The organism is Ideonella aquatica, assembly GCF_018069755.1.
GTDB lineage: Bacteria > Pseudomonadota > Gammaproteobacteria > Burkholderiales > Burkholderiaceae_C > Ideonella > Ideonella aquatica.
In genome coordinates this window covers 12,119-24,727 of the sequence record NZ_JAGQDE010000009.1, presented here as the reverse complement: position 1 = coordinate 24,727, position 12,609 = coordinate 12,119, and the positions used below count along the sequence as shown (strand labels likewise).

The 12,609-nt window shown below is 70.6% G+C and carries 12 protein-coding genes; 10 read left to right on the top strand and 2 right to left on the bottom strand.

From position 1 onward, the window contains the following. Positions 1-3: 3 nt before the first annotated feature. From KAK06_RS11550 to KAK06_RS11520, 7 genes are all read left to right on the top strand, one after another. Complete coding sequence (locus KAK06_RS11550; protein WP_210802266.1) at positions 4-1,257, top strand: hypothetical protein; 1,254 nt, start codon at positions 4-6, stop codon at positions 1,255-1,257. A 209-nt stretch (positions 1,258-1,466) separates the two neighbouring features. Then, a complete protein-coding gene (locus tag KAK06_RS11545) occupies positions 1,467-1,886 on the top strand; it encodes a DUF2306 domain-containing protein (RefSeq protein WP_247652807.1) in 420 nt (139 codons plus the stop codon). Positions 1,887-1,897: 11 nt separating this feature from the next. Next, complete coding sequence (locus KAK06_RS11540; protein ID WP_210802265.1) at positions 1,898-3,004, top strand: sensor histidine kinase; 1,107 nt, start codon at positions 1,898-1,900, stop codon at positions 3,002-3,004. Continuing rightward, entirely contained in the window at positions 3,001-3,840 is an 840-nt protein-coding gene (locus tag KAK06_RS11535; RefSeq protein ID WP_210802264.1) for a LytR/AlgR family response regulator transcription factor, read from the top strand. Before KAK06_RS11540 ends, KAK06_RS11535 begins: the two co-directional genes overlap by 4 nt. A gap of 83 nt (positions 3,841-3,923) precedes the next feature. Next, a complete protein-coding gene (locus KAK06_RS11530) occupies positions 3,924-5,717 on the top strand; it encodes a glutamine--tRNA ligase/YqeY domain fusion protein (RefSeq protein WP_210802263.1) in 1,794 nt (597 codons plus the stop codon). Between the two features lie 58 nt (positions 5,718-5,775). Further along, on the top strand, positions 5,776-6,882 hold the full coding sequence (locus KAK06_RS11525; RefSeq protein ID WP_210802262.1) for an acyltransferase family protein: 1,107 nt from the start codon (positions 5,776-5,778) through the stop codon (positions 6,880-6,882). A 74-nt stretch (positions 6,883-6,956) separates the two neighbouring features. Continuing rightward, positions 6,957-7,730: a DUF2189 domain-containing protein gene (locus KAK06_RS11520; protein ID WP_210802261.1), complete on the top strand. Its 774-nt coding sequence runs from the start codon at positions 6,957-6,959 to the stop codon at positions 7,728-7,730. Between the two features lie 47 nt (positions 7,731-7,777). On the opposite strand, the gene argG is transcribed toward KAK06_RS11520, so the two are convergent. Then, positions 7,778-9,118, bottom strand: a complete 1,341-nt coding sequence (gene argG / locus KAK06_RS11515) for an argininosuccinate synthase (RefSeq protein WP_210802260.1) — start codon at positions 9,116-9,118, stop codon at positions 7,778-7,780. Positions 9,119-9,263: 145 nt separating this feature from the next. Here argG and KAK06_RS11510 point away from each other — a divergent pair, with 145 nt between their 5' ends. The 3 genes from KAK06_RS11510 (at position 9,264) to KAK06_RS11500 (ending at position 11,625) form a co-directional block, all read left to right on the top strand. Then, complete coding sequence (locus KAK06_RS11510) at positions 9,264-9,728, top strand: MarR family winged helix-turn-helix transcriptional regulator (protein ID WP_210802259.1); 465 nt, start codon at positions 9,264-9,266, stop codon at positions 9,726-9,728. A 34-nt stretch (positions 9,729-9,762) separates the two neighbouring features. After that, complete coding sequence (locus tag KAK06_RS11505; RefSeq protein WP_210802258.1) at positions 9,763-10,188, top strand: organic hydroperoxide resistance protein; 426 nt, start codon at positions 9,763-9,765, stop codon at positions 10,186-10,188. A gap of 90 nt (positions 10,189-10,278) precedes the next feature. After that, a complete protein-coding gene (locus tag KAK06_RS11500; RefSeq protein WP_210802257.1) occupies positions 10,279-11,625 on the top strand; it encodes an esterase-like activity of phytase family protein in 1,347 nt (448 codons plus the stop codon). On the opposite strand, the gene KAK06_RS11495 is transcribed toward KAK06_RS11500, so the two are convergent. Beyond that, entirely contained in the window at positions 11,626-12,555 is a 930-nt protein-coding gene (locus tag KAK06_RS11495; protein ID WP_210802256.1) for an asparaginase, read from the bottom strand. Between the last annotated feature and the right edge of the window lie 54 nt (positions 12,556-12,609).

The window sequence follows — 12,609 nt, the reverse complement described above, 5'->3', positions numbered from 1 at the left end:
GCCATGCCACGCGTTGACTGCCTGCCGCTGCTGCTCGCCCTGGCCCTGCCTGCGGCCTGGGCCGATGAGGCGCCCGCCGTGCGCGGCGAGTGGCGCCTGAGCGGCTGGGACACCCAGGCCAACCCGCGCGGCCCGCTGGCCGAGGCCAACCGCCTGGTCCCTGGCACCGCGGCCACCGCGCCGCCGCAGGCCCTGGCCGAGCTGGAGGCGCGCGCCGAGGCGCCCGGCTGGGCAGCCGAGGTCTGGCTGGCCTCAGTGGCCCCAGCCGGCGGCCGCAGCCATGCCGAGGGCCGCGTCAACGAACTGGTGTTGAACGGCACCTGGGGCGACTGGCAATGGAGCGCCGGCCAGCAGCGTGTGGCCTGGGACGTCGGCTATGGCTTCCGGCCCAATGACCTGGTCGGCCAGGAGGCGCGCCGCACCCTGCTGGCCGCCGCCACCGAAGGCCGGCCGGCGCTGCAGCTGGAGCGCTTCTGGGGCGCCGATCGGGCGCTGAGCCTGGTCTGGGCGAACCCGCAGCACGCCGGCGGCAGCCAGCGCGACGCCCTGGGCGCCGACGAGGCCGCGCTGGCGCTGCGCGGCTACCAGCGCCTGGGGGCCTTGGACGCCTTCGCCTTTGCCCGCTGGGGCCGCCACACCGGCGCCAGCCTGGGCGCCGCCGTCGCCTGGGTGGCCAGTGAATCGCTGGAAGTGCACGCCTCGTGGCGCGTGCTGCAGCGCAGCGACGGCTGGCAGATCGACCCCACTGCCGCTGACCGGTTGCAGCGCAGCAATCCCTGGCAGGTGGGTCCGCAGGGAGGCAGCAGCCAATGGCTGCTGGGCCTGAGCTGGACCGGCCAGGCGCGCCAGAGCCTGCTGCTGGAGGCCTGGCACGACGGCACGGCACCGTCAGACGACGCCTGGACCGCCTGGCGCCAACGCGGCCTGGCCGTGGCCAGCCTGGGCAGGGTGCCGGCCCTCAGCGCAGCGGCGGCCGGCAACCTGGCCTGGCAGGCCAGTCCGCTGGGTGGCGCCGGGCCGCGGCGCGAGCACCTGTTTGCCCGGCTGAGCTGGCAGCCCGACCCCTGGCTGCTGAGCCTGGACGCCCTGGTCGAACCCGCCGACCGTGGCCGCGTACTGACCGCCAGCCTGCACTGGCAGGGCGACCGCTGGCGGCTGCAGGGCGCCTGGCGCTGGGTGGGCGGCCCGGATGCATCGGTGCTGGGCGCGTTGCCCACGCGCCGCACCGCGCTGCTGGCCGCCACCCGCAGTTTCTGAGCGCCCCCAGGGCCGGGCTGCGCCCCGCCCACCCCCCGAAGGGCGACCAGGACACTTGGGAAGGCCCGACGTTTCCTTGAGAGCACGCTTGGCGCCGCCGGCAGGCGTTTCGCGCCGTGCAGCGGCGCTTCGTCGCAGCGCGGCGGCGCGGGTCTGGGGCGGTGGGCACGATCACAGCCACTCCACATCGCAACACACCGGAGATCGCCATGCACCTCGCCTCACCGTTGAGCCTCAGCCCCGCCGTCCAGGTCCACCTGCTGTTCGCCAGCGCGGCGCTGCTGCTGGGGCCACTGGCGCTGCGCTCGCGCAAGGGCAGCCCGCTGCACCGCGGCGCGGGCTATGTGTGGGTGCTGTGCATGCTGGCCGCTGCGCTGTCCAGCGTCTTCATCCGCGACTTCCGCCTGCCCAACATCGCCGGCTTCACGCCGATCCATCTGCTGACGCTGCTGACACTCGCCGGCGTCAGCGGCGGCCTGTGGCTGGCCATCCGCAAGCAGATCTCAGCCCACCGCCAGGCCATGTGGCGCACCTACCTGGGCGGCTGCGTGGTGGCCGGGCTGTTCACACTCCTGCCGGGGCGCTACCTGGGTGACCTGCTGTGGCACCATGCGCTGGGTCTGGCCTGATCCACCTCCGCATGACCGCGTCACCCTGCCCGCCCTCGCTGCCTGCCACGCTGTGGCGCAGCCTGCCCGCCGCCCAGGCGATCGCGCTGAGCGTGGCCAGCATCCTGTGGCTGCTGGGCATGCCGGCGGTGGTGGCGCTGATCTACTCGCTGCTGATCGGCAATGGCATCTCGGCGGCCATCCATGTGCTGATGTTCCTGGTGCTGCGCTGGCAGCGACAGCACCCGGAACACGCCCACCCGCGCAGCGCCGACGGCTTTCCGGGCTGGCCCTGGATGGCGGCGTGCATCGTCGGTGGCGTGACGATCGGCTACGTCGTGGGCGGCGGCGTGGCCAGCGCGATCACCGGCCTCGATGGCCTGTGGCCGCGCCAGGAGCGCTGGGGCCTGTGGTTGCGGATCTTCGCGCTGTCGCTGATCCCGGGCCTGGCCGGCACGGTGTTCTTCTACCTGCGCGGCCGCCTCGAGGGCGCCGAGCGCCTGGCCGCCCAGGCGCGGCGCGATGCGGCCGAGAGCCAGCTGCGCCTGCTGCAAAGCCAGCTTGAGCCGCACATGATGTTCAACACGCTGGCCAACCTGCGCGCGCTGATCGGCATCGACCCCGCCCGCGCCCAGGCCATGCTGGACCACATGATCGCCTGGCTGCGCTCCACCCTGGGCGCCAGCCGCCGCGACTGGCATCCGCTGGGTGACGAGTTCCGCCATGCCGAGGATTACCTGGCCCTGATGCGCATCCGCATGGGCGAGCGGCTGCACACCGAGCAGCAGTTGCCCGCCGAGTTGACCGACGTACCGCTGCCACCGCTGCTGCTGCAGCCGCTGGTCGAGAACGCGATCCGCCATGGCCTGGAGCCGCTGCGCGGCCCGGCGCGGCTCACGGTGTCGGCCGAGCGCAGCGGCGAGCAGTTGCTGCTGCGCGTGTGCGACAACGGCGTCGGCCTCGGCCAGGGTGGCACCAGCGGCGGCAGCGGCTTCGGCCTGGTGCAGGTGCGCGACCGCCTGGCCACGCTCTACGGCAGCCAGGCCTCACTGCAGTTGCAGGCCCTGCCCGGCGGCGGCACCGAGGCCGTGGTCAGACTGCCCCTGACACCGCCCGCATCGGCCCAGGAGCCCGCATGAGCCATCCCCTGCGCCAACCCGCTACCGCGCTGATCGCCGAGGATGAACCGCTGCTGGCCCAGGCCCTGCAGGCCGACCTGGCCGCCGTCTGGCCCGAGCTGAAGGTCATGGCCCATGCCGTGGATGGCGAGCAGGCGATCGACGACGCGCTGGCGCTGCGCCCCGAGCTGATATTCATGGACATCCGGATGCCCGGACGCACCGGACTGGAGGCGGCACAGGCCATCATCGAGGACTGGCCGACCGACATCCCGCTGCCGCTGCTGGTCTTTGTGACCGCCTACGACCAGTACGCGCTGCAGGCCTTCGAGCTGGCCGCCGCCGATTACCTGCTCAAGCCCGCCCCGCGCGATCGCCTGGCGCAGACCTGCGAACGCCTGCGCGAACGCCTGGCCCAGCGCGAACACGCGCCGGCCGAGGCGCGTGGCGCCGACGACCAGTTGCTCGACCGCCTGCGCCACCTGCTGGTCACCGCGCCGTCGCTGGCCGGCGCGCTGCCGGCCGCGGCGCAGCCGCTGACGGTGATCCAGGCCTCGTCCGGCCCGTCGGTGTACCTGGTGCCTATCGAGGAGGTCATCTACTTCGAGGCCGCCGACAAGTACGTGCGGGTGCTCACCGCCGAGCGCGAGCACCTGATCCGCACCTCGCTGCGCGAGCTGCTGCCGCAACTCGACCCGGCGCGCTTCTGGCAGGTGCACCGCAGCGTGGTGGTGCAGGCGCGCGAGATCGACCAGGCGCTGCGCGACGAATCGGGCAAGGTGCAGTTGGTGCTGCGCCGCCGCCCCGAGCGCCTGGCCGTGAGCCGCCTCTACGCCGCGCGCTTCAAGGGCATGTGATCTGCGGGTTGACCCGAGGGGGTGCTCGCTACAATCCGCCGCATCTGCGGTGCCTTTGGCGCCCACCCACTTCCCGCCCCGGCATGAGCGACAAAGCCCCTGCGACCGGCACCGAGCCGGTCAAGCCCAGCAATTTCCTGCGCGGCATCATCGAGCGCGACCTGGAGGCCGGCACCTATGACCGCAGGCCTTTCGGTGGCAGCCCAGGCGACGCCGCCCATCACGCCGCTGGTCAGCCCGACCCCGCCCGCGTTCGCCTGCGCTTCCCGCCCGAGCCCAACGGCTACCTGCATGTGGGCCACGCCAAGAGCATCTGCCTGAACTTCGGCCTGGCGCGCGACTATGGCGGTGTCTGCCACCTGCGCTTTGACGACACCAACCCCGAGAAGGAAGAGCAGGAATACGTCGACGCCATCTCCGAGATGGTGCAGTGGCTGGGCTGGGACTGGAATGCCCATGGCGTGAGCCACCAGTTCTACGCCAGCGACTACTTCGATTTCATGTACCGCGCCGCCGAGCACCTCATCGAGCGCGGCCTGGCCTACGTCGACGAGCAGACGCCCGAGCAGATGCGCGCCAACCGCGGCGACTTCACCACGCCCGGCACCGACAGCCCTTTCCGCAGCCGCACGCCCGAGCAGAACCTGGCGCGCTTTCGCGAGATGCGCGACGGCCTGCACGCCGACGGCTCGATGGTGCTGCGCGCCAAGATCGACATGGCCTCGCCCAACATCAACCTGCGCGACCCGGCCATCTACCGCATCCGCCGCGCCACCCACCACAACACCGGCGACACCTGGTGCATCTACCCGATGTACACCTACGCGCACCCGATCGAGGACGCGCTGGAGCGCATCACCCATTCGATCTGCACGCTGGAGTTCGAGGACCAGCGCCCGTTCTACGACTGGTTGCTGGAACGCCTGGCCGAAGGCGGTTTGCTGGCCCACCCGCTGCCCAGGCAGTACGAGTTCGGCCGCCTGAATCTCAGCTACGTCATCACCAGCAAGCGCAAGCTCAAGCAGCTGGTCGACGAGCAGCACGTCAGCGGCTGGGATGACCCGCGCATGCCCACGCTGGCCGGCATGCGTCGGCGCGGCTACACGCCCGCCAGCATTCGCAAGATGGCCGACGACTCTGGCGCCAGCAAGACCAACATCTGGCTCGACTACTCGGTGCTGGACATCGCGCTGCGCGCCGACCTGGAAGACCAGGCGAAGCGGGCGATGGCGGTGATCGACCCGGTCAAACTCAAGCTGACGAACTACGCCGAGGTCTTCGGCAGCCAGGCCCACCGCGAGCCCTGCGGCGCGCCCTTCCACCCGCACCACGCCGAGTGGGGCCAGCGCGCCTTCAGCCTGGGGCCCGAACTGTGGATCGAGCGCGAGGACTTCGCCGAGGTGCCGCCCAAGGGCTACTTCCGCCTCTTCCCGGGCAACAAGGTGCGTCTGAAGTACGGCGTCATCATCGAGTGCACCGGCTGCGAGAAGGACGCCGACGGCGCTATCACGGCCGTCACCGCCACGGTGATCCCTGACACCAAGAGCGGCACGCCCGGCGCCGACAGTGTGAAGGTCAAGGGCACGATCACCTGGGTCGGCGCCCATGAGGCCGTGGCCTGCGAGATGCGCCTGTTCGATCGCCTGTTCACCGAGGCCCAGCCCGATGCCGGCGGCCGCGATTTCCTCACCGTGCTCAACCCGAAGAGCAAGCAGGTGGTGCGCTCCTACCTGGAGCCGGCGCTGGCCACCGCGCAGCCCGACGAGAAGTTCCAGTTCGAGCGCCACGGCTACTTCGTCGCCGACCGCCTGGACCACCGCGCCGACACGCCGGTGTTCAACCGCATCACCGGCCTGAAAGACGGCTGGGCCAAGTAAACCGGCGCCATGCGCCACCCCGCCGTCGGCCGCATCGGCCGGCGGCCTGCTCCTTGTCATGACCGCCACCCGACGCCCCGCGCTGCCGCTGCCTGACTGGTTGCGCGCCATCGCCTCCCAGCTGATCATTGCCCACCATCTGGCCTGGTACGGCCCGCTGGCGGTCAGTGCCACCGCGCTGTGGCCCGGGCTGTTCGGCAGCCTGCAGTCCCACGGCCGGCTGGCGGTGCAGGTCTTTCTGGTGGTGGCAGGCTATCTGGCGGCCCGTGGCCTGGCGCCCAGCCCGTTCGCGCGCAGTGGCCCGGGCCCTGCCGAGTGGGCTGGCCTGGTGTGGCAACGCTACTGGCGCCTGGCCCGACCCTATGGCGTGGCCCTGCTGGCCGCCCTGGCTGCTGCGGGCTTTGCCCGCGCGTTCGGCAGCGACCCGGACACCCCGGCCGCGCCCAGCGCCCCCGCGCTGCTGGCCAACCTGTTCTTCCTGCAGGACCTGCTGGGCGTGCCAGCGCTGAGTGCGGGTTTCTGGTACGTGGCGATCGACCTGCAGCTCTTCGCGCTGTTCGCCGCGTTGGTGGCGCTGCGCCGCATCGGCCGCACCGGCTCGGCACTCAACCGCGCGATGCGCGTGGGCAGCGTGTTGGGCACCGTGGGCCTGATGCTGGCCTCGATGCTGTGGCTCAACCTGGACAGCCTGCTGGACGCCTGGGCGCCCTACTTCTTCGCCGCCTACGGCCTGGGCGTGGCCGCCTGCTGGATCCACGCCCAGCCGCGCCGCACCGCTCTGCTGCTGGCGCTGGCAGCCCTGGTGGCTGCGGCGCTGGTGCTGGACTGGCGCGAACGCCTGGCCGTGGCCGGTCTGACGGCGCTGCTGCTGGCCTGGCAGCCGGCCGGCGAGCGTCTGGCACGCCATGCGTGGCACCCAATGATGCGCTGGCTGGCCCGCGTGTCCTACGGCAGCTTTCTGCTGCACTACCCGCTGCTGCTGCTGGTGGGCACCGCGGTCGACCGGGTCTGGCCCGATCAGCCCCTGCCCGCTGCGCTCGCCCTGGTGCTGACCTGGGCCCTGAGCCTGGGCGCAGGCTGGGCCGTGCACCGCTGGGTGGAACGGCCGCACGCGGCGCCGCGGTCGCGCCAGCCGGTGGCCAGCCGCAGCTTCGCCAATCCCTGAGTCGGCGCTAGGGTCTGCCCGCGTGGACGGCGCCTCGGCCGCCCGCGTACCCTGCGCGACACGAGGAGGATGGCATGCCCATCGACGACACCGCTGCCGCCGCTGCCCCGGCAGGCCCGATCCTGCTGAGCCCGCTGGGCTTCGGCGACCCGCTGCGATGGCTGCGCCTGGGCTGGCACGACTTTCGGCGCGCCCCCGCCATCGGGCTGTTCTTCGGCGCCTGCTTCATGGCCATGGGCTGGATGCTGCTGGAGGTCTTCCAGTACCAGCCGGCCTATACCTTGGCGTTGTCGGCAGGCTTCCTGCTGATGGGCCCGTTTCTGTGCCTGGGCCTGTACCACGTCAGTCGCGAGCTGGAGGCCGGCCGCACACCCACGCTGGGCAGCGCACTCACCGCCTGGCGCACGCGCACCTCGACGCTGGCGATCTTTGGCTTCGTGCTGCTGGTGCTGGAGATGCTGTGGGGCCGCGCCAGCCTGGTGATCTTTGCGGTCAGCTTTGACGGCATGCCCGACTTCAAAGGCTCGCTGCTGGCGCTGCTCGACCCCGAGAACCTGGGCTTCATCATCACCTACGTTGTGGTCGGTGCGGTCTTCGCCGGGCTGATCTACTGCGTCAGCGTGATCAGCATCCCGATGATCCTGGACCGCCCGGTCGACGCCATCACGGCCGGCCTGACCAGCTTTCGCCTGGTGCTCACGCAGACCGGCGTGATGCTGTGGTGGGGCGCGCTGATCACCGGCCTGGTGACGCTGGCGTTGCTGCCCGGCTTTGCCGGGCTGCTGGTGGTGGGGCCGGTGGTTGGCCATGGCACCTGGCACGCCTACCGGGCAGCAGTGGGTGCCTGAAGCAGGCAGGCCCGCCGAAGCGGGCCTGGCCGTGGCGGCGCTGAGCCTTACTCGGCGGGCTTGTCGCCGGTCAGCAGCGGCATCACGCCGCCGTGGCTGCTGCCCAGCAGCCCGGCGCCCGAGTAGATGCCCAGCTTGTGGCGCGTGTCCTGGATGTCCAGGTTGCGCATCGTCAGCTGACCGATGCGGTCGGCCGGCGTGAAGGCGCCTTCCACCTTCTCCATCGACAGACGCTCGGGCGCGTAGGTCAGGTTGGGGCTCTCGGTGTTCAGGATCGTGTAGTCGTTGCCGCGGCGCAGCTCCAGCGTCACCTCGCCGGTGATCGCCGAGGCCACCCAGCGCTGGGCGGTTTCGCGCAGCATCATGCACTGCGGGTCAAACCAGCGGCCCTGGTACAGCAGTCGACCCAGCTTGCGGCCGTTGACGCGGTACTGCTCGATCGTGTCCTCGTTGTGGATGCCGGTGACCAGGCGCTCGTAGGCGATGTGCAGCAGCGCCATGCCCGGGGCCTCATAGATGCCGCGGCTCTTGGCCTCGATGATGCGGTTCTCGATCTGGTCGCACATGCCCAGGCCATGGCGGCCGCCGATCTCGTTGGCCTTGTAGAACAGGCTCAGCAGATCAGGGAAGGTCTGGCCGTTCAGGGCCACTGGCACGCCCTGCTCGAAGCGCACGCTGACGGTCTCGCGCTTGACCTCGACCTCGTCCTTCCAGAAAGCCACGCCCATGATCGGCTTGACGATGCTGATGCCGGCGTTGAGGTACTCCAGGTCCTTGGCCTCGTGGGTGGCACCCAGCAGGTTGGAGTCGGTGGAGTAGGCCTTCTCCACGCTCATCTTGTAGTCGAAACCGTTGGCGATGAGGTACTCGCTCATCTCCTTGCGGCCACCCAGCTCGTCGATGAAGGTCTGGTCCAGCCAGGGCTTGTAGATCTTCAGCGACGGATTGGCCAGCAGGCCGTAGCGGTAGAAGCGCTCGATGTCGTTGCCCTTGTAGGTGCTGCCGTCGCCCCAGATGTTGACGCCATCGTCGCGCATCGCCACCACCAGCGCGGTGCCGGTGACCGCGCGGCCCAGCGGCGTGGTGTTGAAGTAGGTGGCGCCGCCGGTGGAGATGTGGAAGGCGCTGCACTGGATCGCCGCAATGCCCTCAGCCACCAGTTGCGCTCGGCAGTCGATCAGGCGGGCGATGTCAGCGCCATAGGCCTTGGCCTTGCGGGGAATCTCCTCGTAGTCGGTCTCGTCGGGCTGGCCCAGGTTGGCGGTGTAGGCGCAGGGCACGGCGCCCTTGGCGCGCATCCAGTGCACCGCGGCCGAGGTGTCGAGGCCGCCGGAGAAGGCGATGCCGACGCGCTCGCCGACGGGCAGTTGCTGGAGGATGTTGGACATGGCGTGTTCTGGTTGGGGGAGATCTGGCAACCCTCGATTTTACCGCCCCGGCCCACCGCGCCCGCCTGGCTTGCAGTGGCAGCGGCACCCGCCACAAAGACCATTTAGATTGTGTACAATTTAATTACGTGTAAAGTTTCAACCCATGACACCGCGCCGCCCTGCTCCCGCCGCCACCGACTGGCTGTCGCTGGACCGCCAGCTGTGCCACGCCATCTACGCCGCCTCGCTGACCATGACGCGCCTGTACAAGCCGCTGCTGGCGCCGCTGGACCTGACCTATCCGCAGTACCTGGTGATGCTGGCCCTGTGGGAGCAGGACAACGCCACGGTCAGCGAACTGGGTCAGCGACTGGGGCTGGACTCGGGCACGCTGACGCCGCTGCTCAAGCGTCTGGAGGCCGCCGGCCGTGTGCAGCGCCTGCGCGACAGCGCCGATGAGCGCCGCGTGCGTCTGCGCCTCACCGCCGCCGGCCGCGCACTGCGCGAACAGGCGCTGGCCGTGCCGCAGGCGATTGCCTGCGCCAGCGGTTGCCAGCTCGATGAAATCACCGACCTGACGCAGCGCCTGCAGGCACTGCGCCACCGCCTGGACCAGGCCGCCGCCTGATCCCTTGTCACCCCCCACTCCTCAGGAGACGACCATGGCCCTGCAAAAAGTCCTCTACACCGCACACGCCACCGCCACCGGCGGCCGCACCGGTTCTGCCAAGTCCGACGACGGCAAGCTCAACGTCGAGCTGTCGACCCCGCGCGAGCTGGGCGGCGCTGGCGGCAACGGCACCAACCCCGAGCAGATGTTCGCCGCCGGCTACTCGGCCTGCTTCATCGGCGCGATGGGCGCGGTCGCCGCGGCCCAGAAGTTCAAGCTGCCGGCCGACGTGAGCATCAGCGCCGATGTCGGCATCGGCCCGATCGAGGGCGGCTTCGGCATCCAGGTGGCGATGGCGATCAGCCTGCCCGGCATGGAGCGCGCCGCCGCCGAGGCCCTGGTGGCCGCCGCCCACCAGGTCTGCCCCTACAGCAATGCCACTCGCGGCAACATCGACGTGGTGCTGACCGTGGTCTGAGCACCGACATCGCCGCGTCACCGTGCCGTCACGCGACGGTCACCGACGGCGGCGAGCATGGCGGGATCGTCGTACCCACGGATCCCCGCCATGTCTTTCTCGTCGCGTTCGTCCCTCCTCGCCCTGGCCTGCGCCACGCTGATCACCAGTGTGCAGGCCGCCCCCACGCTGATCGCCCGCGGCAGCCTGCCTGGCGACGCAGCCGACCTCTCGGGCCTCACCGGCACCCTCGAGAACGGGGCACCAGCGAACCTGCTGGGCGGCCTGGGCTCGGCCTTGGCCTGGGCGGGTGGCAGCACCTTCCTGGCGCTGCCGGACCGCGGACCGAACGCCGCAGACTGGAACGCAGCCGTGGACAACACCACCAGCTGGGTCCCGCGCTTTCACACCTTGTCGATGGCGCTGACCCCGAACCCGGCGGGTCCGCTGCCCTACACCCTGACCCCCACGCTCACCGCCACCACGCTGCTGTGGTCGCGTGATGAGCTGCACTATGGCCCGGCCGTGCCAGCCATCAACACCAAGCGTCAGCACTACTTCAGCGGCCGCAGCGACAACTTCGGCGCCGGCAACTCGCTCGACCCGCTGCACGCCCGCCTCGACCCCGAGGGCCTGCGCGTCTCTCGCCATGGCAAGAGCGTCTACCTGAGCGACGAGTACGGCGCCTACGTCTACGAGTTCGACTGCGACAGCGGCAAGCGCAAGCGCGCCTTCGCGATGCCCTCGTCCACCTTCGCGGCGGCCACCCTGTCCGCCACAGGCGCCGCCGAGATCAGCGGCAACACCAGCGGCCGTGTGGCCAACAAGGGCATGGAAGGCCTGGCCATCACGCCGGACGGGCGATTCCTGATCGGCTTCATGCAAAGCCCGCTGCTGCAGGACGGCGGCGACGGCGGCCGCGCCAACCGCATCGTGCGCATCGAGATCGCCACCGGCACCGTCGAGCAGTTCGCCTACGACAACTTCATCCCGGCGATGAACAAGGCCTACAACAGCAGCGAGATCCTGGCGATCAACAGCCACGAGTTCCTGGTGCTCGAGCGCGACGGCAAGGGCCTGGGCGACGGCACCGCCGCCATCGTCAAGCAGCTCTGGAAGGTCGACCTGGCCGGCGCCACCGATGTCAGCCACCTCAGCGGTGCGGCGGCCCTGCTGGCCGTGGCGCCGGCCAAGACGCTGTTCCTGGACCTGCGCGCGGCGCTGAACGCCGCCGGCCTGACCGATGCGCAGATCCCCGCCAAGCTCGAAGGCCTGGCCTTTGGCGAGGATGTGGTGATCGACGGTGTCAGCAAGCACACGCTGTGGGTGGCCAACGACAACGACTTCCTGGCCAGCGTCGGCGGCCTGGACAACCCGAACCAGTTCTTCGTCTTCGCCTTCGATGACGCCGACCTGGGCGGATCGGTCTACACGCCGCAGCGCTTCAAGCAGCCCTGATCAGCGCCCCACCAGCAGGCGCAGCAGCAGCTCCACCCGCGCCTTGGCGGGGGTGAGCGCGCCCGCCGAGGGCCAGGCGCCCTCGGGCTGGCCGATGATGCCGCCGCGCTGGCAGCGGCTGGCGCGCCAGACCTGCACCCCGCGCTGCGCCGCTGCCTGCAGCGGCGCCTCCAGCGCGGCATTCACCGTGCCGTTGCCGGTGCCCTCGACCACCAGGCCGAGGTAGCCGGCCTCGACCAGCGCATGCACCAGCACCGGCTCGACACCGGCATGGCTGGGCACGATGCCCACCCGTGGCCAGTCGGCCACCGGCGGCTCGATCGTCTCCAGGCCCAGCGCCACGCCGCGCGGCCAGTCGCGCCAGCGCAGCACGCGGCCTTCGCGCACGCTGGCCACCGGCGGTGCGTCGCCGCCTTCAAACGCATCGATGCGAAAGGGCTGGGTCTTGCGCACATCGGCCGCCGCCCAGACCTCGCCGCCCACCGCCACCAGCACGCCCTGGGCGCCGGGCTCGCCGGCCAGCGTCACCGCATCCAGCAGGTTCTGCGGCCCGTCGGCCTGCAGCGAGGTGGCGGGGCGCATCGAGGCCGTGATCACCAGCGGCTTGATCGGCGCCAGCAGGCGCTGCAGGAACCAGGCGGTTTCTTCCAGTGTGTCGGTGCCGTGCGTCACCACCACGCCGGCCACCTCCGGCCGCGCCAGGTGGTGGGCGGCGCGGCGCGCCAGCTGCTGCCAGGTGGCGTGGTCCATGTCCTTGCTGTCGAGCTGGGCCACCTGTTCGGCCTCCAGCGTGCGGCTGGCCAGCGCCGGCACGGCCAGCAGCAGCTGGGTCACATTGAGGCTGCCGGCCGCATAGCCGACGTTGTCACCCGCGCCGGCAATGGTGCCGCCGGTGCCCAGGATCACGATGCGTGCCGATTCACTTTGCATTTTTCGACAGTCTGGATAAAAATACAGATACTGGATGCAACCTCAGCCTTGTTC

Coding starts and splice junctions, on each gene's coding strand:
- KAK06_RS11535 (WP_210802264.1), top strand. CDS start 3,001: ATGAGCCATCCCCTGCGCCAACCCGCTACCGCGCTGATCGCCGAGGAT.
- KAK06_RS11545 (WP_247652807.1), top strand. CDS start 1,467: ATGCACCTCGCCTCACCGTTGAGCCTCAGCCCCGCCGTCCAGGTCCAC.
- KAK06_RS11500 (WP_210802257.1), top strand. CDS start 10,279: ATGTCTTTCTCGTCGCGTTCGTCCCTCCTCGCCCTGGCCTGCGCCACG.
- KAK06_RS11510 (WP_210802259.1), top strand. CDS start 9,264: ATGACACCGCGCCGCCCTGCTCCCGCCGCCACCGACTGGCTGTCGCTG.
- argG (WP_210802260.1), bottom strand. CDS start 9,118: ATGTCCAACATCCTCCAGCAACTGCCCGTCGGCGAGCGCGTCGGCATC.
- KAK06_RS11525 (WP_210802262.1), top strand. CDS start 5,776: ATGACCGCCACCCGACGCCCCGCGCTGCCGCTGCCTGACTGGTTGCGC.
- KAK06_RS11520 (WP_210802261.1), top strand. CDS start 6,957: ATGCCCATCGACGACACCGCTGCCGCCGCTGCCCCGGCAGGCCCGATC.
- KAK06_RS11495 (WP_210802256.1), bottom strand. CDS start 12,555: ATGCAAAGTGAATCGGCACGCATCGTGATCCTGGGCACCGGCGGCACC.
- KAK06_RS11540 (WP_210802265.1), top strand. CDS start 1,898: ATGACCGCGTCACCCTGCCCGCCCTCGCTGCCTGCCACGCTGTGGCGC.
- KAK06_RS11505 (WP_210802258.1), top strand. CDS start 9,763: ATGGCCCTGCAAAAAGTCCTCTACACCGCACACGCCACCGCCACCGGC.
- KAK06_RS11550 (WP_210802266.1), top strand. CDS start 4: ATGCCACGCGTTGACTGCCTGCCGCTGCTGCTCGCCCTGGCCCTGCCT.
- KAK06_RS11530 (WP_210802263.1), top strand. CDS start 3,924: ATGAGCGACAAAGCCCCTGCGACCGGCACCGAGCCGGTCAAGCCCAGC.